The organism is Acinetobacter nematophilus (assembly GCF_026344175.1).
Lineage (GTDB): Bacteria > Pseudomonadota > Gammaproteobacteria > Pseudomonadales > Moraxellaceae > Acinetobacter > Acinetobacter nematophilus.
This window is the reverse complement of the sequence record NZ_JAPKMY010000003.1, coordinates 360,804-387,137: the sequence shown is the minus strand read 5'-3', so window position 1 is coordinate 387,137 and position 26,334 is coordinate 360,804. Positions and strand designations below refer to the sequence as shown.

23 protein-coding genes are annotated in these 26,334 nt (G+C 40.5%); 6 read left to right on the top strand and 17 right to left on the bottom strand.

Translation table 11 applies throughout. The features are described from left to right. Positions 1-21: 21 nt before the first annotated feature. From folK to mazG, 4 genes are all read right to left on the bottom strand, one after another. Positions 22-507, bottom strand: a complete 486-nt coding sequence (gene folK, locus OSH00_RS08965; RefSeq protein WP_266130118.1) for a 2-amino-4-hydroxy-6-hydroxymethyldihydropteridine diphosphokinase — start codon at positions 505-507, stop codon at positions 22-24. Then, positions 504-1,994 carry a polynucleotide adenylyltransferase PcnB gene (gene pcnB / locus OSH00_RS08960; protein WP_266130117.1) on the bottom strand — a complete coding sequence of 497 codons (1,491 nt, stop codon included), beginning with the start codon at positions 1,992-1,994 and terminating at the stop codon, positions 504-506. The genes folK and pcnB overlap by 4 nt, the downstream gene beginning before the upstream one ends. A 216-nt stretch (positions 1,995-2,210) precedes the next feature. After that, positions 2,211-2,684: a ComEA family DNA-binding protein gene (locus tag OSH00_RS08955; RefSeq protein WP_266130116.1), complete on the bottom strand. Its 474-nt coding sequence runs from the start codon at positions 2,682-2,684 to the stop codon at positions 2,211-2,213. Then, entirely contained in the window at positions 2,671-3,456 is a 786-nt protein-coding gene (gene mazG, locus OSH00_RS08950; protein ID WP_266130115.1) for a nucleoside triphosphate pyrophosphohydrolase, read from the bottom strand. The genes OSH00_RS08955 and mazG overlap by 14 nt, the downstream gene beginning before the upstream one ends. A gap of 106 nt (positions 3,457-3,562) precedes the next feature. On the opposite strand from mazG, the gene OSH00_RS08945 reads away from it, so the two are divergent. Then, complete coding sequence (locus OSH00_RS08945) at positions 3,563-4,345, top strand: SDR family oxidoreductase (RefSeq protein ID WP_266130114.1); 783 nt, start codon at positions 3,563-3,565, stop codon at positions 4,343-4,345. A gap of 132 nt (positions 4,346-4,477) precedes the next feature. On the opposite strand, the gene OSH00_RS08940 is transcribed toward OSH00_RS08945, so the two are convergent. The 4 genes from OSH00_RS08940 to cysM are packed head-to-tail and all read right to left on the bottom strand — an operon-like array spanning position 4,478 to position 10,013. Continuing rightward, positions 4,478-6,784 carry a RelA/SpoT family protein gene (locus tag OSH00_RS08940; protein WP_196077126.1) on the bottom strand — a complete coding sequence of 769 codons (2,307 nt, stop codon included), beginning with the start codon at positions 6,782-6,784 and terminating at the stop codon, positions 4,478-4,480. 27 nt (positions 6,785-6,811) lie between these two features. Further along, complete coding sequence (gene rlmD / locus OSH00_RS08935; RefSeq protein ID WP_266130113.1) at positions 6,812-8,206, bottom strand: 23S rRNA (uracil(1939)-C(5))-methyltransferase RlmD; 1,395 nt, start codon at positions 8,204-8,206, stop codon at positions 6,812-6,814. Between the two features lie 8 nt (positions 8,207-8,214). After that, positions 8,215-9,036, bottom strand: coding sequence for a 3'-5' exonuclease (locus OSH00_RS08930; protein ID WP_266130112.1), 822 nt, complete (start codon positions 9,034-9,036; stop codon positions 8,215-8,217). Positions 9,037-9,092: 56 nt separating this feature from the next. Beyond that, entirely contained in the window at positions 9,093-10,013 is a 921-nt protein-coding gene (gene cysM / locus OSH00_RS08925) for a cysteine synthase CysM (protein WP_266130111.1), read from the bottom strand. A 314-nt stretch (positions 10,014-10,327) separates the two neighbouring features. Here cysM and OSH00_RS08920 point away from each other — a divergent pair, with 314 nt between their 5' ends. The 5 genes from OSH00_RS08920 (at position 10,328) to rsfS (ending at position 16,412) form a co-directional block, all read left to right on the top strand. Next, positions 10,328-13,132 (top strand): GacS-like sensor histidine kinase, encoded by a 2,805-nt coding sequence (locus OSH00_RS08920; RefSeq protein ID WP_266130110.1) that lies wholly within the window; start codon positions 10,328-10,330, stop codon positions 13,130-13,132. A 188-nt stretch (positions 13,133-13,320) separates the two neighbouring features. Beyond that, entirely contained in the window at positions 13,321-14,109 is a 789-nt protein-coding gene (locus tag OSH00_RS08915; protein WP_266130109.1) for a crotonase/enoyl-CoA hydratase family protein, read from the top strand. A 38-nt stretch (positions 14,110-14,147) separates the two neighbouring features. Next, positions 14,148-15,017 carry an NAD(P)-dependent oxidoreductase gene (locus OSH00_RS08910; RefSeq protein WP_266130108.1) on the top strand — a complete coding sequence of 290 codons (870 nt, stop codon included), beginning with the start codon at positions 14,148-14,150 and terminating at the stop codon, positions 15,015-15,017. Between the two features lie 97 nt (positions 15,018-15,114). Next, positions 15,115-15,909 (top strand): hydroxypyruvate isomerase family protein, encoded by a 795-nt coding sequence (locus tag OSH00_RS08905; RefSeq protein ID WP_266130107.1) that lies wholly within the window; start codon positions 15,115-15,117, stop codon positions 15,907-15,909. A 101-nt stretch (positions 15,910-16,010) separates the two neighbouring features. Then, positions 16,011-16,412, top strand: coding sequence for a ribosome silencing factor (rsfS, locus tag OSH00_RS08900; protein WP_009584388.1), 402 nt, complete (start codon positions 16,011-16,013; stop codon positions 16,410-16,412). A gap of 83 nt (positions 16,413-16,495) precedes the next feature. On the opposite strand, the gene OSH00_RS08895 is transcribed toward rsfS, so the two are convergent. The 9 genes from OSH00_RS08895 to pilW form a co-directional block, all read right to left on the bottom strand. Continuing rightward, positions 16,496-17,719: an ammonium transporter gene (locus OSH00_RS08895; protein ID WP_266130106.1), complete on the bottom strand. Its 1,224-nt coding sequence runs from the start codon at positions 17,717-17,719 to the stop codon at positions 16,496-16,498. A gap of 340 nt (positions 17,720-18,059) precedes the next feature. Continuing rightward, entirely contained in the window at positions 18,060-18,707 is a 648-nt protein-coding gene (locus OSH00_RS08890) for a 4'-phosphopantetheinyl transferase family protein (protein WP_266130105.1), read from the bottom strand. Between the two features lie 85 nt (positions 18,708-18,792). Next, on the bottom strand, positions 18,793-20,202 hold the full coding sequence (gene der / locus OSH00_RS08885; protein ID WP_266130104.1) for a ribosome biogenesis GTPase Der: 1,410 nt from the start codon (positions 20,200-20,202) through the stop codon (positions 18,793-18,795). 184 nt (positions 20,203-20,386) lie between these two features. After that, complete coding sequence (gene bamB, locus OSH00_RS08880) at positions 20,387-21,535, bottom strand: outer membrane protein assembly factor BamB (RefSeq protein ID WP_266130103.1); 1,149 nt, start codon at positions 21,533-21,535, stop codon at positions 20,387-20,389. Further along, positions 21,535-22,236: a YfgM family protein gene (locus OSH00_RS08875; protein ID WP_266130102.1), complete on the bottom strand. Its 702-nt coding sequence runs from the start codon at positions 22,234-22,236 to the stop codon at positions 21,535-21,537. The genes bamB and OSH00_RS08875 overlap by 1 nt, the downstream gene beginning before the upstream one ends. A 30-nt stretch (positions 22,237-22,266) precedes the next feature. Then, complete coding sequence (gene hisS / locus OSH00_RS08870) at positions 22,267-23,562, bottom strand: histidine--tRNA ligase (protein ID WP_266130101.1); 1,296 nt, start codon at positions 23,560-23,562, stop codon at positions 22,267-22,269. Continuing rightward, positions 23,559-24,674 carry a flavodoxin-dependent (E)-4-hydroxy-3-methylbut-2-enyl-diphosphate synthase gene (gene ispG, locus OSH00_RS08865; protein WP_196077140.1) on the bottom strand — a complete coding sequence of 372 codons (1,116 nt, stop codon included), beginning with the start codon at positions 24,672-24,674 and terminating at the stop codon, positions 23,559-23,561. Before ispG ends, hisS begins: the two co-directional genes overlap by 4 nt. Positions 24,675-24,695: 21 nt before the next feature. Beyond that, a complete protein-coding gene (locus OSH00_RS08860; protein WP_266130100.1) occupies positions 24,696-25,484 on the bottom strand; it encodes a helix-turn-helix domain-containing protein in 789 nt (262 codons plus the stop codon). Continuing rightward, the gene (gene pilW, locus OSH00_RS08855) at positions 25,475-26,278 is read right to left on the bottom strand and encodes a type IV pilus biogenesis/stability protein PilW (protein ID WP_004825013.1); all 804 of its coding nucleotides are present in this window, start codon (positions 26,276-26,278) and stop codon (positions 25,475-25,477) included. The genes OSH00_RS08860 and pilW overlap by 10 nt, the downstream gene beginning before the upstream one ends. Positions 26,279-26,334 lie beyond the last annotated feature (56 nt).

Genomic DNA, 26,334 nt, shown 5'->3' with positions numbered 1-26,334 from the left:
TTCTTTAGCACACCCAACAGTTCAGTCTGCCCAACTTTGATCAGCCAAAACAGTCAATGTTGAATGTTGCACAAGTTCTAGGTTCTGCAATGATTGTCCATTTATCTTCAACTCAATATTCAAGTCCAATAAAGGAATCACCACAAAATCACGCTGCAAAATACCAACATGTGGTACTGTGAGTCGCTCATTTATAATGTTTTTTTCAGCATAAAGCAAAAGATCTAAATCCAAAGTCCGCTCACCCCAATGGCGTAAACGTACACGACCTGATTCATTTTCGATCCGTTGCAACTCATTTAATAAATCCAAAGGGGCTAAATGGGTCAGCAATTCGGCAACTGCATTGTGGTAATGTGGCTGATCCTGTGGTCCCATTGGTGGACTTTGATAAAGCCGAGAAACCTTCACTTCACCCAATAGCCTTAACTGCTCAACAGCTTCACGCAAAATCTGTGCTGAATCACCCAAATTACTGCCTAAACCAATATAGGTTTTATTCATCATTGTGTAGGCCCAAAGACCACTTTGCTCAAATCACGCTGTACACGTCTACGTTTGGTGATCGGGTGTTCAGCTGTAATTTCACCCTTGTTGACAGCTGCTCTGCTGTCACTTCTAGATTTAAAATCATGCGATGTCGTAGATTGTGCATGACCACCATTTGCTTTCTGACGAGAACGGCGACTACGTGACTCTTGTTCTTTGACTAGAGGTTCAATCTCTGTTGAAACAGTTTTCACTTCTTCAACAACAGGAGATTCAGCAAGCTTCTTACGGCTTTTCGCTCGTTGGCGATTGTAGCTACTGATTGCACGTTCTTTCTCATCAGTAGACATAGTTTGATAAGCTTCCCACCAAGCCCCCATACCATTGGTGGTAGAGTCGCCAGACTTTTCTCTCAACAATAAAAAGTCAAATCCAGCACGGAAACGTGCATGCCCTGAGAGGGCTTCAATTTGTTGCGGTTTTGGATTCAACAGCCGTGTCTGCATTTCCCAAACCTCACGGATAAAGGTCTCCGCAAATCGAGGGATAATGGTACGTGTTGCCTGTCGTTTTAAAACATCCAAACCTGCTTGTGCACGGGCTTCTGCCGCAACCACGCCTTTAGCCTGATAAAAATCACAACGTGCTAAAAAGTTATTCCAAAGCAATACTGCATAGAAAAAAGCAGGATTGATGGTTTTGCCAATTTGGATGCGCTGATCAGTATTTTTTGCTGCACGCTCAATAAATTGAGTAATTTCAGGGCTAATGTCAGCAAATAATTGTTTCCAAATACCAAATTCGATCAACATTGGCATCACACGATGTAAATGTCCCATCGTAAATAGTTTTTGTGATTCATCGTATAAACGATGCGGAGAAACATCACGCAATAGCTGTGTCATTTCATGCGTAAAAATTTTTAAAATTTTAGGATCGATGCTGAAATTTAATTTTGCAGCAAAACGCAATGTACGCAACATTCGTACAGGATCTTCTTCAAAACGTAGCGCCGGATCACCCAATAATCTTAAGGTTTTGCTCTTGATATCCTCAATAGCATTACAAAAATCAAGCACTTCGCCCTTACGCGGCTGATAATACATCGCATTGATAGAGAAATCGCGACGTGCAAAGTCTTGCTCGATGGTTCCCCAATTATTATCTCGCAGAATCATGCCTTGAGCCGAAGTGATCGCTTTCTTTGGTGGTGCACGAAATGTTGCGACTTCAATCAATTCACGACCAGAATAGACATGTGCCAATTCAAAACGTCGCCCAATAATTCGACAACGACGACCAAAAACTTCTTTGACCTGTGACGGCGTTGCATTGGTCACAGCATCGAAGTCTTTCGGATTTAAGCCGAGCATTAAATCACGCACACCTCCACCGACTATATAAGCTTCATAGCCAGCTTTGGTTAAAGAATCAATAACATCTAAAATGGAAGAAGGTAATTGAGCGGTGGATAATCCACACTTTGACGCACGCAAAGTTTGCAAAAGACACTGTCTCCTACGTCAGGACGTAAAAATCATAATTGTGCTAATGATATCGCTTACACAGCTAAAGGGCAATTTGATTCTCGCAATCTTGCATTGAAATTATGATCCTTAAATCACTGATCTCAATTTTAAGCTTGCATGTTTTTTAACACTACTTTGTTTCAGATCAATGATATTGGGTTTTATTAAAAAAATGCAATATAAGATCATTCATCATAAGCCAAGCTGGTTTTTGTTTTTCTCATAAAGTGAAGGACCAATTCCTTTGACATTTTTTATATCTTCCACGTTTTTAAATTTTCCATACTGTTGACGATGATCAATTATCGCCTGCGCTTTTTTTGCGCCAACCCCATTCAACTGCTGCAATTGTGCGACATTGGCACTGTTCAAATTGATTTTTGGACTTAAATTGGATTGAACCTGCGTTGAGGAAGCTCGCCCTTTACCTGCCAGATGAGTTTGAGTAGGCTGGATAGTGGGGCGTGAAAGATAGTAATTGTCATCTACTTTTTTTAACTGAATGTCTTGTGCTTGTTGTTCAGCTTTCCATTTTAAATAAGCTTGATCAAATTTTTGCGCCTGCAACATCGTAGGCATACCCAATAAATATAGGCATAGTCCACTCAAAAATGCTGATTTATTTAATTCAACTATACAATTTATCACATATTTAAAACGACTCATGATGATCCTGATATTGTGATTTTTGCTTTGCTTGATCCCATAATTGATCCATTTCAGTCAAACTCACTTCTTCTATTTTTTTGTTTTTTGAATTGATTTGTTCTTCGATATAAGCAAAGCGAGATTTAAATTTAAAAATGGTGGTTAAAAGCGCCATTTCACTCGAGATATTCAGTTTACGCCCAACATTGATTAAAGAAAATAAACAATCACCAAATTCTTCAATAATTTTTTCAGACTCTCCCAATTGCATGGCTTCTTCAAACTCAGCTAACTCCTCTTTGACTTTCTCATAGGCTTGCGCAACATCGGGAAAATCAAAACCTACTTTCGCCACGTTTTTTTGAATCTGCTCTGCCTGTGTCAATGCCGGACCGTGTTTTACCGTATCTAAGCGGGATTGACGTTTCCCCTGCTTTTCCTTATGTTTAATGCCTTGCCACAATGATGAGACTTGGTCTGAGGTTAAATTTTCAAATTGTTGTTTTTGAAACACATGTGGATGTCGTCTAATTAATTTCTGACAAATCGCCTCAACCACATCGTTAAAATCAAATGCACCTCGTTCACTGTACATTTGTGACTGAAAAACGACTTGAAGTAATAAATCCCCCAACTCATTTTTAATTTCTTCAGTATTTCCAGAACGAACAGCCTCTTCCACTTCATAGGCTTCCTCAATCGCATATTGAGTCAAACTTTCAGGTGTCTGTTCACGATCCCAAGGACATTCTGCACGTAGCTGTTTCATGATAGTTAATAACTGTTCCATTTTATGTCCTTTAAGATCAATTACAAATGACGCTACAACGCTTGTTGTTATGAATATTTTATGTTCAACTCACTGCAATCAAAAAATAAAACTACAGGATGTTGCAATGAGCCAAAGTATATTCATTAGCGGGGCAGCGCAAGGTATAGGTGCTGCAATCGCACGTCTATTCTATCAACAAGGTTATCAAGTTGGTATTTATGATATCAATGCAATACAAGCTCAAGCTTTAGCAGATCAATTAGGGCATAATGCCAAAGCAGGAAAATTAGATGTAAGTGATTATGCACAATGGCAAAATGCATTAGCCGAATTTACTGAGTGGGCACAAGGCTTAAATATCCTCGTCAATAACGCAGGCGTTCTTTATTCAGGTGATTTTGAAAAGACAGACATTCAAGCCCATCATAGGACAATTAATATCAATGTGAATGGGGTACTCAATGGTTGCCATGCTGCATTCCCCTACCTTAAACAAGCTAAATTTGCTCGTATCATCAATCTTTCCTCAGCATCAGCCATCTATGGGCAGGCTGATTTGGTTTCCTATTCTGCCAGTAAATTTGCGGTACGCGGCATTACAGAAGGTTTAGATATTGAATGGCAAAAATATGGTATTCGTGTACTTGATGTCATGCCACTTTTTGTTCAGACGTCAATGGTGAAAGATATGGACTCTGGAGCGATTCAGAATATTGGTGTCAGTCTTTCTCCGCAAGATGTTGCAGAACAAGTATTTGCACAGGTAAAAGCCAAAGGCACTCTTTTCACTGCAACACATCGCCCTGTGGGATTAAAGACCAAAGTCATGTTTACACTTTCTGCAATCAGCCCTCAGTTCATCAATCGCTTGAGTAATTTAATCCTTACACGAAAGCCTAAAAGTTGAGTTGTATAAAATTAAAAACGGATCAAACCATTTTGATTAACCATTTCAATATATTCTTGCAAGCCATAAAAAACTCGCATTGAGCGAGTTTTTTATGGCTTCAATGAGTGAGTCTAATCAATGCAATACCCTTTAGTTCCCTTGAACCAAACGGCGTGCACTGATAATACCTGGCTGTTGCTCCAAACGAGCAAGCAAGCGAGATAATTGAGCCAAACCTTTGACTTCAATCAATAATTTCATATTGGCGATACCATCTGCTTCTGAAATCGTATTGACTTGGCGAATATTGATTTGGTCAGAGAAAATCACTTGAGTCAAATCTTTAAGCAAACCACGACGATCATAAGCTTCAACAACGATTTGGACACTTTGTCCACGTGTCGGTTGCATTTCCCAATCCGCCTCTACGGCGCGGTCTGGTTCTAACTTGATCATACGCATGTAATCAGGGCAAGCAACTTTATGAATACTCACACCACGATTCAAGGTGATATAGCCAGCAATCGATTCACCATGTACAGGCTGACAACATTGCGCAATATGCAGTTCAACATTATCTAAACCGTCAATCAAAATACCGTGTGCAGATAACGTATGGCTTGCACGTGGATTCAATGTAGGTTTCAGTACAAGTTCTGGTTCGTCCTGATCCAAATGCATATGGCGATTAACTTGATTAATCAACGCATGTAGACTGATATCACCACTGACCAGTGAAACCAGAATATCATCGCCAGATTTCACATTGAAGTGATTGCAATAATCACTTAAATCAATGCTTTTTGGATGAATCGCTAAACGTGAAAGCTCTTTATTTAACAGCTCACGCCCAACTTCCAAGTTCTTACTGCGGTCTTGCTGTCTAAACCAATGACGAAGTTTGTCACGCGCACGGGCTGTTTTAATGTACCCAAGAGAGTTGACCAACCAATCACGATTCGGTTCACGATCTTTTTTGGTTAAAATCTCAACCTGTTCCCCTGTTTTCAGCGTATATGTGAGCGGTACATAACGCTGATTGACACGCGCTGCATAACACTTGTTACCGACTTCCGTATGCACATGATAGGCAAAATCAAGCACTGTAGAGCCACGCGGTAATTCTTTGATATCCCCATCACGACTGAAAACATAGATCTTTTCAAAACCTTCAAAATCTTGAAGTTGTTCAAAATCTTCCGTTTCATCTTCATTTGGATGTGCACTGGTTTCAGTGCGCTCTTGATAATGCTCAAGTACGGCACGTAAAGAATGTAAACGGTGATTAAATGAATAATCTGTGGTTTTAGAACCTTCTTTATAATTAAAGTGCGAACATACCCCAAGTTCTGCTTCTTCATGCATCTCTTTGGTACGGATCTGAATTTCCAAAGATTTATTTTCAGCAATTACAGCAGTATGCAATGAACGATAGCCATTGGCTTTGGGGTTGGTAATATAGTCATCAAACTGATGCGGAATATGACGCCAGATCTGATGAACGATGCCCAAAGCGTGATAGCACTCAGCAACCGATTTAACCAACACCCTGAGCGCACGAATATCATAAAGCTGATCAAAGCTTAGATTTTTACTCTTCATCTTACGATAGATTGAGTAAATGTGTTTTACTCGCCCTGAAATTTCCGCTTCGATATCATGATCAGCCAATTCGCTTTTAAGCTTTTCCACCACAAATTGGATATATTGCTCTCGCTCCAAACGCTTTTCATTCAACAATGAGGCAATTTCTTTATAGCGTTCAGGTGCAAGATAGCGGAAAGCAAGATCTTCTAGTTCCCACTTTAACTGAGCAATCCCCAGACGATGCGCCAAAGGAGAATAGATGGTGAGAATTTCTCGTGCCACACGTTCTTGGCGTTCTTTTGAAGAGTGGGCCAGCTCCCGAAGCGCAAAAGTCCGTTCAGCCAGTTTAATCAATACAACTCGAACATCCTCAGTCACTGAAATCAGCATCTTGTAGATGCCTGTTAAATGTTCACGTTGATTATTATTGAAATGGTCTTCCAAACGTTTGTTTTTCTCTATCAGCTCAGAGAGTTTACCCATTGCCAAAGTGCCTTTGACAAGATTGTAAACCTGTTCACCAAACTGTTGCTGGATGTCATCAAGTGTCGTCAAATCCTCACGAACACTACGATAAAGTACAGCTGCTGCCAGTGTATCTTCATCTACATGCAGATGCGCAAGAATATCGGCCATCCCGATACCTGTAGCAAAAGTATTGGTTCGAGAGTTTACCGTGGTCGCCAATTCTTTTTGTAATACTAATTGCGCGACTTCTTCTAACTGTTTTAGTTCAGCACCGTCTAAAATTCCACGCACTCGATCCAGCCAAGTTGCTAGAGCTTGTTGCGCTTCATCGGCATGTTCTACAGTCGCTTCCTCTGATAGCTCATTGAGCTGATCAGGAAGTTGCTCACGTACTGTGACCATACCCTACTCCTATAACTCTATATTTCATTATAAATCGTTTATCTCTAGTTTCTTTTCAAATAAAGCGATGGATTCAACATGTCCAGTATGTGTAAACATGTCCATTACCCCTGCCTTTTTTAGCTGATAGCCGTGTTGCACCAAGATCCCTGCATCCCTCGCTAAAGTCGCTGGATTACACGATACATAAACGATTCTTTTCGCACCAAATTTAGGGAGATAATGCATAACCTGCTCAGCTCCCGCACGAGGTGGGTCAATCAATAATGCATCAAATCCTTGATTTGCCCAAGAATAATGCGAAAAGTCTTTTGTTAAATCTTGTGAATAGAATTTAACATTGCGGATACGATTGTTCAGTGCGTTTTCTGTACCGCGCTTCACCATCGCCTCACTGCCCTCCACCGCGACCACATTGCCTGTGTCACCCACACATTTTGCAAGCGGAAGAGAAAAATTACCCAAGCCACAAAAAAGATCTAAAACGCTTTCACCTTCTTGTAATTCAAGCAAATCACATGCCAATTTAACCATTTGAGGATTCACTGTTGGATTCACTTGGGTAAAATCGGTAGGATTAAACGCAAAATCAACAGCAAAATCATTCAAACGATAATGTAAAAACATCGCTGCATCAACATCATCAACCCGATGGACACTTTCAACCCCTGCAGGTTGCAGATACAACTGCCATTGCTTCTGTAACGCATATTGTTGCAATAGGTTGACATCCTGCTGTTTTAATTTTTCAGTATGACGAATCAGTAAAGAAATTTCACAATCTCCTTTGGCTAATTCTATATGACCAATACTGCTTTTGCCTTTTAGACTTTCGAGTAATGCTTTAATTTCAGGTAAGGCTTGATCCAGTTGAAGGTCCAAGATTTTACAAGTCTGAATTTCAGTGAGATGGTTGCTTTGGGCTTCCCGGAAACCCATCAGTAATTTATTTTGCTTGGGTAAAAATCGTACACCGATTCGTGCCTTATGGCGGTAATCGACACGTGTAGAACGCAGGGGCGGTAACCACTGTTCTGGCTCCAAGCCTGCAAAGTGACTGAGATGAGATTTTAAAACATCCTGTTTTAAGCGAATTTGTTCGTCAGGATGTATATGCTGCATATTACATCCCCCACACACTCCAAAATGCGGACAAATGGGTTGGATGCGATATGGACTCGGCTCACCCAGTAACTCGATACTGTCTGCTTCCTCAAGCTTTGAGATCTGACGTGTAATTTGAGCTTTAACGGTTTCACCAGGCAATGCATAGCGAATAAAAACTTTTTTACCCTGTTTTTCAGTTGGGTGGGAAACCTCAGCCCCGTAATGTGCAATCCCTCGCCCCTCATGTGACAATCGTTCAACTTTAAAGACATATTGAGGAAGTTGAGATGGTCGAGGTTTGGCTCTATGCTTCAAAGGAATACCTAATTGGGTGTGGAGGAAAAATCTGCCTGAGTAAATTCAGTAAGTTGTGACATTTGACGCCAAACATCTAAAAACTCATGTTGCTGGGGTTGTCCTTGTAAATAATGAATCGAGGCTTGAATCCACAAACGATGATCTTGCAAAGAAATCTGCCCTTTTAACAAAGACCAGCGCAAATAAATCAACCATGTATTTAAAACATCGCCCTCACAATAACTGGTCAATTTTAGCCATTGCTGGGTTTTCACGTATTCAGGAACAAAATAACCTGAAATACCACGTTTGCCGGGATAACCAAGCAAATGTGCAACATCATCCAATTTCTGAAAATGACGGCCATTAAACATCGCCATCACGTCCATCAAATCGACATGACGGTTGTGGTATCGGTTCTGGTAGTTATTATACCTTTTTTGCGTATCAATCTCACCCTGATCGAACAAACTTGGTGCAGATAATCCGTGATACATTGAACGGAATAAAATAACAGGCAAATCAAACTGTGAACCATTCCAACTGACAAGAGTTGGATGGCGTTTATCAAAAATAGATAAAAACTTTTGCAAAATTTCAGCTTCAGTATAATGCTCGCGGCTGAATGAAAAAAGCTTCATCGCTCCATTTTCATCAATCCACAACCCTGAAATGCAGACAATCTCATGTAAAGCCAAACGTTGAAAATCCATACCGGATTCTTGACGGCGTAATTTGGCAAGTGCTTGTTCCAAATCAGCTTCAGCTAAGTCCAATCCATACAAATGCGCCCCTGACTTAAGATCTGTTAGGGTTTCAATGTCAAAAACTAAAACAGGAAGGCGCATAAAATTTACTCAATTACTCAGAGATGATCATGAAATCATGGATCGACTTAAAACAATTATTGATCATCTTCCACAGAGAATAAACCTGTAGATAAATAACGATCACCACGATCACACACGATACATACAATCACAGCATCCGGATGTTCTTCTGCAATTTTTACTGAAGCCCAAACTGCCCCACCGGAAGATGTACCGGCACTGATACCTTCCTGACGTGCTAAACGACGAGCTGTTTTTTCAGCTTCGATCTGCGGAATATCCATAATTTGATCAACACGCTCAGGATCAAAAATCGTAGGCAAATATTCTTGTGGCCAACGACGAATCCCCGCAATATTTGAACCTTCAGAAGGCTGTAAACCAATAATTTGAATGGCTGGATTTTGTTCTTTCAGATATTTTGAAATCCCCATGATCGTCCCTGTGGTTCCCATTGAACTCACAAAGTGGGTAATTTTACCGCCTGTTTGTTGCCAAATTTCCGGACCGGTGGTCAGATAATGTGCTTCGACATTATCAGGATTCCCAAACTGATTGAGGACCAGGCCTAGACCTTCACCCTGCATCTGCAAAGCCATATCACGTGCAGCTTCCATATTCGGTGCTTCAATCAACTCTGCACCATAAGCACGCATCGCATCCTTACGTTCCTGACTTGAATTTCCCGGCATGATCAACTTCATTTTATAACCACGCATGGCAGCAACCATCGCCAATGCAATCCCTGTATTTCCACTTGTCGCTTCGATCAACGTATCGCCTGGCTTGATTTGACCGCGTTGTTCGGCTTTCATGATCATATTATATGCTGGACGATCTTTTACCGAACCTGCGGGGTTATTCCCTTCTAATTTTGCCAATACTGTTGCTTGAGTATGACTTGCCAAACGCTGTAGACGTACTAATGGTGTTTTCCCAACATAGTGATCTAGTAAAAATTCGTCGGCTAAGAAATCAGGTTGTGTGTTACTCATGGACTGCACCTATATTGAGGTGGGCATATTGTATGAAAAAATAAATGTCACTGCACATCTTTCCATTTGATTTTTACGAGTATGGTCAAACTAAATCCATTTCAAACAATCCACTTAAACACTGGAGAAAAATTGTTTATCCAATAAAATTAGATAGATATACAAAAAACATAAAGACTTAGAACTAGAAGTGATAAGGTTATCTATAAAACAGCATAACCAGAATGCAGTTTGCAAGTTTTTTAATCATATTGTCATGCAGGATCATTAAAGCATGTTAATATCTTGCGCATGGTCAATGGGTTGCTGGAACCATGTCGAATTTCAATAAAAAGCTCTTTAAACGTTTAAAACTCAATCACGCTTATGGTCAACTCATTGCGTTAATTTTCGTGCCGATCATGATTTTGGCATGTGTGGGAACAGCACTTGTACTTTCCGAAACATCTGCAGCTGCAAAGTCTAAACAACGTTTTCAAGCCATTGCAATATTGAGTCGTTATCAATATACCGCTGAACAACTTACCGCAGTAATGGAACAAAGCCCACTACAGCACACCAAAGCTGAAAATATTTTACAAAAAATATTCAATGAAAAACATCTGCTCAGTGCCGCGATCTTGGATGGAAATAATGTCAATCATTTAAGTGTGGGCTATCAAAATCAACGTGAATGGCCCCAAATACCAAAAACCGGAACCTTTTTTGGACCTGTTCATAACAAGTACAATAATATTTATGGGATCAAACTTAATCCAGTCAATAATGCGCAAAATATGTGGTTGGTGATTGAATTAGATAATCAACCTCTAGAAATCTCACATTATCGCGTCATGATCGTTCTGATTACGACGGCTCTACTGACACTGCTTCTGCTTTTATTGTGTCTGAATTTTTATTCACGTCGCTGGATTGCCCCAATGTACGAAATTCGGATGCAATTACAACGTTTAAATGCTGATACGCTTGATCAACACATGGTGATCAACAGTACAGGTGAGTTACGTTTGTTACAACGAGACATTGCCAATGTGGTTAAACGCCTGCATTTCAGTTTTCTAGAACTCAAAGAACATACTGAACAAACAGAAGATGATTTAAGACGTACTTTAGACACCTTGGAAGTTCAAAACATCACTTATAAACAGGCACGTGATCAGGCAATTTCATCAAATCAGGCAAAGTCCGTATTTCTTGCAAACATCAGCCATGAATTAAGAACCCCATTGAACAGTATTGATGGCTTCATTCATCTGATGCTACGTCAGGACAACCTGAGTAACGATCAGAGTTTATATTTACAGACCATTCGAAAATCGTCTGCACATTTATTGGCACTGATTAATGATGTGCTTGACTTTTCTAAGATTGATGCAGGTAAGTTAGAGTTAGAAACAGCACCATTCGATCTAGAAGAAGCAATTTTCGATGTAATGGATATGCTGTCACCATTAGCGGCGCAAAAACATATCGAAATGGCATTCTATTTTGCAGACAACGTGCCAAAACATGTGATTGGGGATGCTTTACGCTTTAAACAAGTTCTGACCAATTTAATCTCCAATGCAATTAAATTCACTCCCGATGGTGAAATCATCGTTCGTGCACGTATGGAACATGATGATATTGGGCAATGTCTATTACATTTCAGCGTACAGGACAGTGGTATCGGACTGAGTGGTACGGATCGTAAAAAACTATTTGAGTCATTCTCGCAAGGTGACGCATCTGTTACCCGCCAATTTGGTGGAACAGGTTTAGGGCTGGCAATTTCCAAACAATTGGTTCACTTGATGCATGGTCAGATCGGTTTTGAAGATAACCAAGAGCGGGCACCAACGGAGAAGGGTTCGACATTCTGGTTTACGGCTATGCTGACGACCAATGAAAATGAAGACATTGTGCATCCATCATTTAAAGATTTAAATGTCGTGTCCTTCTTGGCGCACCCAGCCACAGCCAATGTGTTACGACACTATTTAGAAAACTATCAAGTTCAGCATACTGAGGCACAATCCATTTTAGACCTGTTCAGCCGTCTAAACAGTTTGGAACAAAATGTTGAAAATACCTGGCTGATTGTTGATCACAGTGGAGATACGGAAGCCTTATTAAAAGAAATCCGTAGTCGCTATCAAGGACATCTTGCTGTGTATGGTTATCAGATGTCACTCGATCCGAATATGCTTAACGAGTATATGGCGCGTCCCTTATATCAACCACTCAGTCGTAGCTCAGTCATTCAATTACTCAGCAATAAACCGATCTTTGAGCAGGAACAACATAAAGACTTTAAAGGACAGGACTTACATATCTTGGCAGTTGATGATCATCTACCAAACTTAATTGTACTGGAAGCATTGCTCGGTGAGTTGAATGTTAAAACCACCAAGGCGCAAAGTGGTCAAGAAGCACTGACGATTATTCAACAAGCTGTGGAACAAGGTTCGAAGCCTTTCGATTTAATCTTTATGGACATTCAAATGCCTGTCATGTCAGGCATTGATACCACACGAGCGATTCGCTCATTAGAATCGACCTTGGATGGCATGCGCATGCCAATCATTGCTTTAACGGCCCATGCATTGGCAGATGAAAAACAGAAATTACTCAAAGTCGGTATGGATGACTATGTCACCAAACCGATCCAAATCGAACAAATCATTCAAATTTTAACCAACTGGACCTCGGATAAATTTATTCAGCATCAAGCACCTGTTGAAAATACAATTTATATTGAAGCCTTTGACACGGATATTCTAGACTGGAAACAAAGCCTTGCGCTCGCAGCCAACAAGGAAGATCTTGCACAAGATCTTTTAAAAATGCTGGTTGATAGTTTCCCAACCGAATTGGATGAAATTGCACAATTGATCGAACTTGAGGACTTTCCGCAACTAGAGCATGTGTTACACCGTTTATATGGTGCGACCCGTTATGTTGGCACACCAAAATTGCAAAGAGTTACAGGGAATTTTGAACAGTTTATCTCAACTTTACGTAAAGAGCGCCGTAAAGCAGATGAGGTTTTCATTCAGGATGTCATGCAACGTTTGGATGATTTGCAATTGGTGATTCATGAAGTAGAAACAGCCGCACAGCAGATCTTGACTGGCTGAAAATTGCGTTGAAATCCTTTTAGCCATTTCTGTATCTATGGGCTTTATCTCCATAAAAAGCCCTTGCAGAGATATAAACTCAAATTACTGTCCATTGGCGCATATACAGAAATTCTGTGACTGTACTGTCATGTAACTGATCCGTCCACATGCTATGCTGATGACCAAGGAAAAAATGAGTCAAGATCATGGCACTATTACATATAGAAAAAAACAAGGGTATCGCTACAGTTTCATTAAATCGTCCAGATAAACGCAATGCCATGAGCTTTGCTTTACTGCGTGAGCTCGTCAAAGTTGCGGAGAAAATTAAAAAAGATCGAAGTATCCGAGTGGTGATTCTGACTGGTGAAGCCAATGTATTTAGTGCTGGTATTGATTTGGCTGATTTAAATAGCCCTAAAAATACTGCATTTGCAGCATGGGAACTGATTAAACCGGGACAAAGCCTGTTTCAAAAAGCATTTCTCATTTGGCAAGAGTTACCTGTTCCCGTCATCGCTGCCATTGAAGGATTCTGCTTTGGTGCGGGAATGCAGCTGGCTTTGGCTGCTGATATTCGTATTGCACATCCAGAAACTAAAATGTCGATTATGGAAAGCCGTTGGGGGCTGGTGCCCGATATGGGGCTTACGCGTTCTATCAAAGGTGTGATCGGCATCGATTTGGCCAAAGAACTGACCTTAACTGCACGTATTTTTGATGGCCATTATGCCAAAGACATTGGTTTGGTTACGCATGTAAACACCTCCCCCTTAGAAAAAGCCCAAGCAATCGCTGAAGAAATGTTACAACGCTCTCCTGATGCTTTGATGGCAGCCAAACGTGTTTTAGACGCCATGGAACACCAACCTAAAAAAGCGCTACGCTTAGAAAAGATTTGGCAGTTAAAATTACTTTTAGGAAAAAACAGTCAAATTGCCCGTAAAAAAGACAAGAATCCTGAAGTACAATTCCTGCCACGCCAATATAAATAGTTTAAAAATACTTCTGTACAAGGCTTGGGAATAACAAAATGAATTTTGATCGCAACAGTAAAATCGCATTTCTAGGTATGGGCTTAATGGGAAGCCGCATGGCTGCTCGATTGATTCAAGCTGGATTTGATGTGGCAGTTTGGAATCGCACAGCAACTGCATGTGATGCTCTGGTGGATATGGGTGCACATCCCCTCGAGTTTGAACAAATTGCAGACTACCCTGTTATTTTGACCTGCCTTGCTGATGACCAAGCCGTTCAACAGGTTTATCAACAGATTGAACCTTACTTACAGGCTCAACAGGTCATCGTTGATTTCTCAAGCTTGTCTGTAGCGATCACCAAGCAACTGGCAAGTCTGGCAGCAAGCAAAGAGGTGATTTGGATTGACTCTCCTGTTTCAGGTGGTACTGCAGGGGCGGAAAATGGGACACTGGTCATTTTTGCAGGTGGTCACCGAGAAACCATTCAAGATTTGAGTTTAGTCTATAACGTGCTTTCACAAAGAGTGACCTGCATGGGAGAAACAGGTACGGGACAAGCAACCAAGATATGCAATCAATTGATCGTTGCTGCAAACAGTACACTGATTGCAGAAGCAGTTGCACTTGCTGATCAGGCGGGTGTTGATACCCGCTTACTCGCACCTGCATTAGCCGGTGGATTTGCGGACTCCAAACCCTTTCAGATTCTTGCGCCACGTATGGCGAGCCATACCTTTGAACCCGTACAATGGAAAGTGCAGACCTTATCCAAAGATCTCAATAACGCCGTTCAATTAGCACAACAATCTGGTCTAGATATTCCGGTTGCCCAACGTGCGCTAGATCAGTTGCAAAACCACCAAAGCCGAGGTTTTGCAGAAGCAGATCTCGCTACAATCATTCATCAAGTCGAGAAAATTTAAGCGTGTAGGTGTTTTATATCAAACAGAAATAAGTTGAAAAATAATCTATTGCCGACTACATTGAAGATAAAAGCCAATAAGAGCACGGAAGATTGCCATGACTAAACTCGCAGTAAACCTATCGATGATTTTTACTGAAGTTCCACTCATTGAACGCTTTGCTTTGGCACATCGCCACGGCTTCCAGTATGTAGAAATTCAATTTCCCTATGAATTGAGTATTGAAGAAATTCAAGCACAGTTGGAACAATATGACTTACATATTTGTCTCATCAATGCTCCTGCAGGAGATTTGATGCAGGGCGGCAATGGACTTGCAGGCATACCCGGTAAAGAAGTTGAGTTTCATCAAGCTTTAGAACAAGCCATCGAGTATGCCGATGCACTTAACATTCCAAACATCAACATATTGGCAGGTAAACAACCTGAAGATGCTGATTTGCTGCCATGTCTAAACACCTTGGCAAACAACCTGAAACTGGCGTGTCATATGTTGTCTGAATACGATATTCAGCCTGTATTTGAAATGATCAATGGGACAGATATGCCTCGTTTTCTCGTACAGAATACTGCTCAGGCCCAGGAAATGCTTGAGGCAGTGCAACATCCCGCTTTAAAAATGCAATTTGACTGTTACCATATGGCAATGATGGGTGAAGAAGTTCTTCCAGCCTTACAAGAAAACATTGACTGGATTGGGCATATTCAATTTGCAGATTGCCCAGGACGTCACGAACCAGATACTGCGCAGATTGATTATTCATCCATTTTTTCATGGTTAAAACAAAGTCACTACACCGGTTTTATTGCGGCAGAATACAAACCACAATCTCATTCAAATCAATCCTTTGCATGGAAAGAGAAATACTTTTCAAATAATCATAGCTATTAATTGAACAATATCTTGCATCAATACTGGCACTGAATAATTGTATTTTTTAGCCAAAAGCGCTATATTAGAAGATGAGATATTTTCTGGAAAATATACCTTATATGAATTTAGAACCATCGCCCAGCGCTTCTAATTCTCACGAACTTGCAATGAACACTCAAAATCAAGATGTACAGACCTGTTTAAATGTTGTACAAGAAGCTCTACTTGATGTAAAAGCCAAAGATATTATTCAACTTGATGTAAGCAAAATCAGTAACGTCGCAGATGCTATTGTGATTGCAAGCGGAACATCAACTCGTCATGTTAAAGCCCTTGCTGATAACGTTGCTGATGAAGCACGTAAAGCAGGTTTTCGCCCAATCGGTGTAGAGGGTGAAAGAGATGCTGAATGGATCCTTATCGATCTCGGTGTTGTGGTTGTACATGTCATGCTTCCAACAGCACGTAAATTTTATGATTTAGAAAGCTTATGGCGTGCTACACCTGAAAGTGTAGCCTAAGTTTTCTGATGTTGTAAAAATAGAAAAAGCGACTTTATGTCGCTTTTTCTGCCTCTATATGATGAATTGGCAGGCTAAGTTCCTTAAACACCAGTTTTAAATTTGGAATTAATGCCACAAATCAATTTAAAGACTAAAAATGCAACGCCAAAACTCCAAATAAAATTCACACCAATCCCCATGATTTGAGCCAACAGACTGGCTTTATGCGTGAGTTGAATGTTTGGATGATTGCTCAATGATACTGCCAAGGTGCCCCAAATACCGCATATTCCATGTACCACCACAACTTCACGAATATGTTTTGAAGCAACCCAACGGGTCAATAGATGCGGAAGATAGTTTGTCAGAATGCCTGAAACCAAACCAACAATCAGTGCAGATGAAAAGCCAACCAAACCGCAGCTTGCTGTAATTGCCACCAGTCCACCTAATGCAGCTTTGATTAATTCAGCCCAAGAAATGATCTTATTATTCATCAACAAAGATAAAGCCCATGAAGCCAGCATTGCACCAAATAAAGCGGCGAAAGCATTCAGGACAATCAAGCCAATATCAATACGGTAGGTAGAAATATAAACGATATTCAAGCCCGACCAAGCTAACCAAAGAATAAAACCCGCTAAAGCCAAAGATAAAATTTTGTAATCTTCAAAGATTAAATCTTTCTTGGAAATTTCCCGCTTATCCTTTGATTGGGAAGTGAAATACCCCGCCAAGACTATCCATGCGGCAGTCGAATGCACGACAGTTGAGCCAGCAAAATCAATAAAGCCTAGGGCTTTTAACCAACCACCAGCAAAAACAATATTTCCCCAGACCCAACTACTGAAAAATGGAAAAATAATCCCAGCAATCATAAAGCCAACAATCCAGTTGACCCATAAGGAAGCTTTATTTGGAATGACCCTTCCAACAACAGTGGTTATTGTGGTTGCCATCAGCATATAGAAAAACAGTAAATTCCAATGCCAACCTCGTAACATAGCGTTAAGATAATTCACGGAATCAACCACATCCGCATGAAATATCTTTGAACACACCAAACTAAAAAAAAGGGTGCCTAAAATCGCAGAAATATAATTTACAATCAGTGCATAAACAGACTTTTGGGTGTTTTCATATCCACCTTCAACAACTGCAAAACCTGCCTGCATCAGGATGACAAATACACCACCAAGAAATAAAAGTTTATAATTTGTAATAAAATTAAAAGCAGCAATGTCACTTTCTAGTGCGTAAGCAAATGCAAAATTTGGGCAAACAAATATGAGAAAAATTAAACAGAGGAGATATTTTAATTGCACACATTGACCCTAATGTATTGATCATTTATTAATCTAAATTCACAATAATTAATATTTCAGAGACTTGCTTTTCATTTAATTTATCAAGTATAGAGAATTTCCAGAATAAATAAACTGTTTTTTAAGAAATAATCATGATTCATCGAGTTGAGGATGTTGAAATATTTTAGATGATATTGATAATATTCAATTTGCTTGACGATTTATAAATTTCAGTCTTCAACTTAAACAAATACGCATCAATATCTGTGTCTATATTGTTGAGAATATTTATAAAAAATAGATTTTCCCTATTCCAGCACCCTAAATCTGAAGTAAGTGCTTTTAACTAAGTCGCATTTTAATTATGCTGAATAATTTCAATCTGCGGGAAAGCAAAACCTTTGCAGGATAATTCAGAACGCCATGCAACCGTAAGCATGACTCGACTGAGATGAAAATTCTGATAGGCAAAACTACCTAATAATGGATGAGTACATAATCCCCCATCATTTACACAATGCACATGCGTATTCAGCTCATTTAAACTTAAACGAATTCCCAAGCCCGAAGCTTTTAAAATTGCTTCTTTGGTGGTCCATACTTTAAACCAAAACACTGGATCAAAATCCAACTTTTGCCAAGTCTGATATTCCTCAGGGTGAAACGCATGTTTTGCTAAAGCATCAAAGCGTACTTTGCGATCTAAATCTTCAACATCAACCCCCAAATCATTGACGTATTGACTGCTTGCCAAAGCATAATGTTGCTGACTATGCGAATGATTCACGTGAAACTTTGGATAATCAATTAAATACGGCTTGCCAAATTCTGTCTGCGAAAAACTGGGATTTGTGATTTGTTTGGACAACAAATCAGTGATTAATTGATTACGATATTGATAAATGGCTTGCTTGAGTTCTTGAATTTGACTTTTACGATCAGATGTCTGAAAAGCAGGCAGAATATTTTGAATAGAATTTAGGTCAAGCCGAATTGTACGATTCACAATATATTCCCAAGTTTTTTTCATTTTAAAGCAAAAAAACCCAAAGATCACTTTGGGCTTTTTAAGCATACAACAACTTTCAGTATTAACGGCTAAATTTTTTCTCAGCCTTTTTAAACTTCTGAATATAACGACGGCGACGTGCGGCTGTACGTTCATCCAGCTGAGATTTGCGCCCCTCAAATGGATTTTCTGAAGTTTTAAAGTCAATTCGAACAGGTGTTCCTTCAAGCTTATATACTTTACGGAAAACATTTTCGAGGTAGCGACGATAATCTGCCGGTGTCTTATCCACTTTGTTACCATGGATTACAATTGTAGGAGGATTCTGTCCACCCATATGCGCATAACGCATTTTAATTCGCTTACCACTGATCATCGGTGGCTGATGCGCATCGGTTGCATCATTCAGAATTTGAGTCAATTTTGCCGGTGATACTTTCAAATGAGAAGAATCATAAGCACGGTGGATTGATGGATAAAGCTCTCCTACCCCTGTGCCATGCAAAGCAGAAATCAAGTGGATTTTTGCCCAAGGAATAAAATCAAAACGACGTTCAACATCGAGTTTACATTGTTTGCGGTCATATTCGGTCATGTTATCCCATTTATTAATGGCGATCACCATCGCACGACCCGCCTCAAGCGCATAACCAATTAAATGCAGATCCTGTTCAACAATACCCTCACGCGCATCAACAACAACCACAACAACATGCGCATCTTTCATGGCTTGTAGCGTTTTCACCACTGAGAATTTCTCAATCATTTCGTCTACTTTACCTTTACGGCGCACACCTGCCGTATCAATCAAGGTATATTGACGACCATCACGCTCAAACGGGATATAGATTGAATCTCGCGTTGTACCAGGTTGGTCAAAAGCCACGACACGCTCTTCACCCAATAAACGGTTGACCAGCGTTGATTTACCCACATTTGGGCGACCAATAATTGCTAAGCGCAAACCTGTGGCTTTATCATGCTCATCTTCATTTTCATCTTCTGGAATATCAGCAAGAACGTCTTCAAGCATTTGTTGAACGCCGCGCCCATGACTCGCAGCCACTTGCAAAGGCTCGCCCATACCCAACTTATAGAATTCAACTAAAGCAGCTTCAGCATGGACACCATCGACTTTATTGGCAACCAAGTATACTTTTTTGCCCAGAGTACGTAGCTCACGTGCAATCTGCTCATCTGAAGCCAAGAGACCTGCACGTGCATCCACAACAAAAATAATAATATCCGCTTCATTTATCGCAGTTTTTGATTGTTCTGCCATATACGAATCGATACCACCTTCATTTTCACCAATACCCCCAGTATCGACAACAATGAAAGATTTATTTTGATAAGTTGCATCACCATATTTGCGGTCTCGCGTTAGTCCAGCAAAGTCAGCAACAAGTGCATCACGGCTCTTGGTAATCTGGTTGAATAACGTTGATTTGCCGACGTTTGGACGACCAATGAGCGCAATTACGGGTTTCATAAAATAACCTTTATTCAAGATCAGCCAGTATGACTGGTCTGAACATCAGAAATGTATAGGAAGAAAAGTAGGAAAAACCTAAAATAAAAACACGGGGTATTGATTTGCAATCACCCCGTGTATGAAATTCTTACGGATGCGTCTATTTTAGCACAAGACTAAAAAAATAGAGAATCCTAATCAGTTAACGACTTTGCCAAATACTTAGCGCACCTTTACGCGTCGATACATAAAGCTGATTATCAATCACTCTTAAGGTACGGACTTCACCACTGGTTTTTGAGCGACCCAGTGTAGTTCCACTGTTGAGATCAATTTGATGTAAATAACCATCCAAATCTCCCACTACAAGAGTTGAACCCAACAGCACAGGATTACTGAGGTTACGATTCAACAATTGCTCATTTTTCCAGATTTGCTGTCCAGTAATCAAATCATAGGCAGTAATTTGACCATCTGTTTGCGACACAATCACTTTACCATCTGCCACTTCTGGGCGATTGATACTGCTTGAATTTTCACTCCACAAAATACGTTGTGTCGCTAGATCAAGAACAGTGACCTGACCTTGAAAACTTGTCGTTACGACATATTGTCCAGAAACCACAGGCTCACTGTCAACATCAATTAAACGTTGAATATCAGATCGCCCTTCTGAAACAGCAACACGTCGTTGTAAGCGTGGCACGCCTGCAAGACTATCAATTGCGAAGAGGTAGCCTGTAGATGTTCCTATAAGTACTGTACGCGGATCCAAACTTACAGGTGCCGCTTGACCACGTAAACTGAATGAAGCAGTGGGTAATTTGTAAGTCCAAGCTTGTTGACCCGACTCAACATCTAACGCATAGACCGTACCATCATTTGCAACCACAATCACTCGACCAGATTGAATCAATGCTGAACTAATGATTGCACCCGATAACTGCGTAGACCATTTGGTCGCACCAGTAGCCTGATCTAAAGCAAAGATGCGTCCTTTCTGGTTCCCGACGATTACCACACCGTCAGCAGCCTCAACACCTGAGCTTAAACCTTCTTTGGTCACTTTAGCTTCCCATAGGCGTTGTTTACCTTTATAGGCTGCCACTTCACCTTTCGGATCTAAAGCAAACACAACACCATTATCAGTATCTAAACGAAGACGCAGCGCATCTTCACTACTGGTTGAGGAAACACTGGTCGAAAAAACTTGAACCAAACTTGATGCTTGTGCAACTTTAGGCAATGGATTCGGCTTAATCTTTACTTCTTTCGTCTTATTGCTCGAACAGCCGATTAAAGCGATTGATAAGATTGCTAAAGCAAAAGGTATTTTAAAGTTTCTATCCATTAAGACTCATCCACTTGTGTTGCTAAAATTGGGCGCTCAAGATCAGGATCTTCTACTAATACGCCAACACTTTCGAGTTTAATTTGTAAAATTTGTCGTTCTTGCTTACGCTCAACAACTGCATTCCATGCTGCTTGATACGATTTTTTGGCATTTTCAGTATCATTTTTTGCTACATAAATATCGCCTTTCAACTCATCAGCACTTGCTTGAAAAGCAGGATCATTCACGCTTGACAAGGTTTTCAAAGCTTCATCAAACTTTTTTTGTGCCAACTGCGCATCAGCCAATTTGATTTTTACAACTTGTAACAAACCCGCATCTTTAATTTTAGAATTTTCGACTTTTTTCAACTCACGTTCAGCCAAGGCATAATCATTTTTATCATAAGCAAGTTTTGCCATGATAATTTGAGCCTGAATTGCCTGCACTGAATCTGGATTGTCTTTGACAATTTTATCTGCTGATGACACCAAGGCAGCTGTGACTTTAGCATCACCATTGGCTGCTCTTGCCTCATCCATCAATCGTTGAATTTTAGCCGTTTGGTTTTGATTTTCAGCCAAAGTTTTCTTTTGCCAATATTCCCAACCGAAAAAGGCAATCAATGCAATGAGCACACCAGTGACCATAGCCGAGCCATATTTTTTAAAGAATGACTTCACACTATCCAGTTGTTCTTCATCAGTCATTGCGCTCATTTGACTCCCCTTTTCCTTATGATTATCGGCTTATTTTGACGAAAGTTTTTCAATGAAAAACGGAACTATTTCAGATACCTGAATTTCATGTTGCTCAGCTGTTGCAAGTTCTTTAACTAAAACCTGTTGTGCTTCAGCTTCACGTTCACCAAAGATCAATGCATAGATCGCACCAGACTGGTCTGCTTTCTTCATTTGACTCTTCATCGAACCCTGTGAACCTGTTTTTAAACGGATTGATGTTTCAGCCGTTTCAATTTGATCTCGGATTTGCTCGGCCAACACCAAAGCCTGCCCTTGTGTAGCTGGGTCAGAAACCAAAAACAGCTCACATTCACGTGTTGGTGTATTGTCTTCCACCTGTTCAAGAAGCAACAATAAACGTTCCATACCCATGGCGAAGCCCACAGCAGGTACTGATTGATCCGGCTTGCCTTTCAGCTGTCCAACCAAACCATCATAACGACCACCTGCACAGACAGTACCTTGAGAACCTAAGTGCGTTGTGGTCCATTCAAATACTGTTTTGTTGTAATAGTCTAAACCACGTACCAGTTTTTGATTGATCACAAAACTAACGCCAGCATTCGTTAAATACTGCTGTAACTGGGCAAAATGCTTCAAACTGTCTTCTTTTAAGAAGTCGTGCAACTTTGGCGCATTTTCAAGAATGTGTTGGGTACGGGCATCTTTTGAATCCAAAATGCGCAAAGGATTGGTTGTCAGACGACGTTGTGAATCTTCGTCCAATTCCGCTTGATGCGCAGTCAAAAATTCAACCAATGCTGCACGATACTCAGCACGCTCATCAGATTCACCCAAAGTATTCAGCTCAAGTTGAACTTTGTCGGCAACCCCCATACGTTTCCACAGACGTGCAGTCATGAGAATCAGCTCAGCATCTTGATCCGGTGTTGCAACACCGAAAGTTTCGACACCAAATTGGTGGAATTGACGATAACGCCCTTTTTGAGGTTTCTCATAACGGAACATTGGTCCTACATACCAAACACGTGGATTAGCACCACGCAGAAGATTATGCTCCAACATTGCACGTACACATCCCGCAGTCCCTTCAGGACGCAATGTCAAGGATTCAGGTGGATTGCCTTTATCCAGAAATGTATACATTTCCTTTTCAACGATGTCAGTTGCATCACCAATTGAACGTTTGAACAAATGGGTATGTTCAACGATCGGCAAACGGATTTGCTGATAACCATAAGCATCCATAAGGGATGCTAAATGTTGCTCAAGACGTCTCCATGCAGCAGTTTGCGTTGGCAGTACGTCGTTAAAACCTTTAATTGCGACAATTGAACTCATGATGAACTACGGATAATCTCTTTAGCTTTAGCTTCTTCAAGCTCTTGAACACGTTGACGAACCATCGTTTCGATTTCATCAACCAACTGATTTGTATCTATTAAATGACTCTTTTCGCCATTACGATACACGAGTGAGCGCGGACTTGCACCGACAATACCAATATCCGCTTCCTTGGCTTCACCCGGACCATTGACTTTACATCCAATGACAGACACATCCATCGGAGTACGAATATCTTCCAAACGTTCTTCAAGGGATTGCATGACCTTAATCACGTTAAATTCCTGACGTGAACAACTAGGACAGGCAATAAAATTGATCCCATTTGAACGAAGACTCAATGATTTTAAAATATCAAAACCGATTTTCACTTCTTCTTCAGGCTCTGCTGCCAATGAAATTCGCATGGTGTCACCAATGCCTTCCATCAACAAACCACCTAATGCAATCGCAGATTTCACTGAACCTGTACGATAAACACCGGCTTCTGTCACCCCCAAATGCAGTGGATTATCAATCTGTGCAGATAGTAAACGATAAGCATCCATGGTTAAAAATACATTTGAAGCTTTTACAGATACTTTAAATTCATGAAAATCCAGACGGTCCAAGATATCGATATGGCGCATCGCAGATTCAAGCAAAGCTTGTCCTGTCGGTTCACCATATTTCTTTTGAATATCTTTCTCTAAAGAACCGGCATTGACTCCAATACGCATTGAAATATCGTGATGGCGTGCCGCAGCCACAACCTCGCGAATCTTGGCTTCAGAACCAATATTCCCTGGGTTGATGCGCAAACAATCCGCACCCATATCAGCAACTTTCAAAGCAATCTTATAATCAAAATGAATATCCGCAACCAAAGGAACGGTAACACGCTTACGAATTTCCCCAAAAGCTTCTGCAGCTTCCATGGTCGGTACAGAAACACGCATAATATCAGCACCCACATCTGCACAGCGTTGAATCTGTGCAACCGTTGCATCAATATCACAGGTTTCAGTATTGGTCATACTTTGAATACTGATCGGGGCATCGCCACCGACATACACCGAACCCACACGTATCTTACGTGTTGGACGGCGCTTGATTGGATTCTCAATCATGATCTTATCTACTCTTGCCCATTAACGTGACAAACGGAATTCTGCTTTTCCGTTCACTGTATATGGAGACAATGAAATCTGTTCATTATTAAGGCTTAATGACACAGCAGTTGCATCATCGAGTCGAATTTGGAATGGTGACTGACCACTTAGTGTCAATGTCGCAGATTGACGACCAGTTGCCAAAACTTTTCCGGTGCTATCCACAATATGCACAGACGTTGGATGGCTGAAATTCAGCACCATTTGATCACCAGAAGTCGCAGTTACATTGTTTAAATTCAATACCTCTACTTCTGACTCTTGTGGTTTAGCATCAGTATCGTTGCTTTTACTCGATGTAAACTTTTGAATTCCTGCGATCAATGCCCAAATTATTGCGATGGCAACAATCGTAATCAATGCACGCTTCAACCATTTTTTATTACGATCACTGTTTGAACCAGGGAGTTTCCCCATAATTTTAATCGGAGAATTATTCAACGCATGGTTCGGCAAAAGCCCTGTATCATTTTGATAAATTTCATCAAAACGCTGGATGATGACAGTTGCGTCAACACCCAAAAACTTCGCATATGAACGATAATAACCTTTAATAAAAGTCGCTTCTGGCAAAGATTTATATTCGTCTTGCTCTAATGCCTGCAAAGTTTTTACAGGCATTTTCAGCTCTTTTGCAACATCTTGAATGTCTAGGTTCTTCGAGACTCGAATTTGACGCAAGTACTCACCTGGACGTTGAACATTTCCTAAACCATTAGATGCTACGTTTGAACCTGTAGGTTGCTGTGAATTAGGATTTACTTCCATACGGCCTCAGTACTGTACTGTAATTGCAGATAACGTTGATATTCTTTACTGTCAGGGAATAATGCCCGTAACTGGTTTACCAGTACCTGCATTCCCATCTGGTCATTATTGGCACGTGCAATACGTAAACCAATCCAGAGTGCTCTTGCGCCCTGTTTGTCCTGACCTACTAAACGAACATATTGTTCATAGAGTTGACTTGCTTGCGCATTTTTTTGTTGCAAATAGAAAATCTCTGACAACTCTACCAAAGAAATGATCGAATCGCGATTGACTTGTAGGGCATTTTTGAATGCTTTTTCGGCATTTGCCGTATCACCGACTTTTAAATATACCCGCCCCAAATTTTCTAAAGCTTTGTAACGCTGATCATATCCAAGAGATGCACCCGCGATACTCAACTGCTCAATTGCATCATTATAACGCTCACTCACAAATAAATATGTTCCATAATTATTACGAGCCTGTGCATTTTTCGAATCGCTTGAAATTGCGCGTTTAAAATAGCCATCAGCTTTTTCCATGCTGATCTTGCTACCTTCCTGTTGGAGTAAAACCCCCATCATCATATTGGCTGCTGAATCTCGAGAATCTGTTTCAAGCGCTTGATCAAGCGCACGTTTGGCAGCATCCAAATCGCCTGATCGAATATACTCAGCAGCTAGCTGGGTACGGACTTTTACGGCTTTCTCAGGATCTTTTTTTATAATTGTGTCTGAGTTTGTCGTTTGACAACCCTGTACCACCAATGCAGATAAACCAATTGCCAATATTACAACTGCTTTTTGATACATCGATTTTCTCAAAGTCAGCCCCTGATTCTTTGTTGATATAAATGTATGTTTACAGA

Excerpts from the sequence above, each read along its gene's own strand:
- OSH00_RS08915 (WP_266130109.1), top strand. The coding sequence starts at position 13,321 with ATGGCACTATTACATATAGAAAAAAACAAGGGTATCGCTACAGTTTCA.
- OSH00_RS08930 (WP_266130112.1), bottom strand. The coding sequence starts at position 9,036 with ATGCGCCTTCCTGTTTTAGTTTTTGACATTGAAACCCTAACAGATCTT.
- der (WP_266130104.1), bottom strand. The coding sequence starts at position 20,202 with ATGAAACCCGTAATTGCGCTCATTGGTCGTCCAAACGTCGGCAAATCA.
- OSH00_RS08910 (WP_266130108.1), top strand. The coding sequence starts at position 14,148 with ATGAATTTTGATCGCAACAGTAAAATCGCATTTCTAGGTATGGGCTTA.
- hisS (WP_266130101.1), bottom strand. The coding sequence starts at position 23,562 with ATGAGTTCAATTGTCGCAATTAAAGGTTTTAACGACGTACTGCCAACG.
- folK (WP_266130118.1), bottom strand. The coding sequence starts at position 507 with ATGATGAATAAAACCTATATTGGTTTAGGCAGTAATTTGGGTGATTCA.
- pilW (WP_004825013.1), bottom strand. The coding sequence starts at position 26,278 with ATGTATCAAAAAGCAGTTGTAATATTGGCAATTGGTTTATCTGCATTG.
- OSH00_RS08905 (WP_266130107.1), top strand. The coding sequence starts at position 15,115 with ATGACTAAACTCGCAGTAAACCTATCGATGATTTTTACTGAAGTTCCA.
- ispG (WP_196077140.1), bottom strand. The coding sequence starts at position 24,674 with ATGATTGAGAATCCAATCAAGCGCCGTCCAACACGTAAGATACGTGTG.
- OSH00_RS08860 (WP_266130100.1), bottom strand. The coding sequence starts at position 25,484 with ATGGAAGTAAATCCTAATTCACAGCAACCTACAGGTTCAAACGTAGCA.
- rsfS (WP_009584388.1), top strand. The coding sequence starts at position 16,011 with ATGAATTTAGAACCATCGCCCAGCGCTTCTAATTCTCACGAACTTGCA.
- OSH00_RS08955 (WP_266130116.1), bottom strand. The coding sequence starts at position 2,684 with ATGAGTCGTTTTAAATATGTGATAAATTGTATAGTTGAATTAAATAAA.
- OSH00_RS08940 (WP_196077126.1), bottom strand. The coding sequence starts at position 6,784 with ATGGTCACAGTACGTGAGCAACTTCCTGATCAGCTCAATGAGCTATCA.
- OSH00_RS08920 (WP_266130110.1), top strand. The coding sequence starts at position 10,328 with ATGTCGAATTTCAATAAAAAGCTCTTTAAACGTTTAAAACTCAATCAC.
- cysM (WP_266130111.1), bottom strand. The coding sequence starts at position 10,013 with ATGAGTAACACACAACCTGATTTCTTAGCCGACGAATTTTTACTAGAT.
- OSH00_RS08945 (WP_266130114.1), top strand. The coding sequence starts at position 3,563 with ATGAGCCAAAGTATATTCATTAGCGGGGCAGCGCAAGGTATAGGTGCT.
- OSH00_RS08875 (WP_266130102.1), bottom strand. The coding sequence starts at position 22,236 with ATGAGCGCAATGACTGATGAAGAACAACTGGATAGTGTGAAGTCATTC.
- bamB (WP_266130103.1), bottom strand. The coding sequence starts at position 21,535 with ATGGATAGAAACTTTAAAATACCTTTTGCTTTAGCAATCTTATCAATC.
- mazG (WP_266130115.1), bottom strand. The coding sequence starts at position 3,456 with ATGGAACAGTTATTAACTATCATGAAACAGCTACGTGCAGAATGTCCT.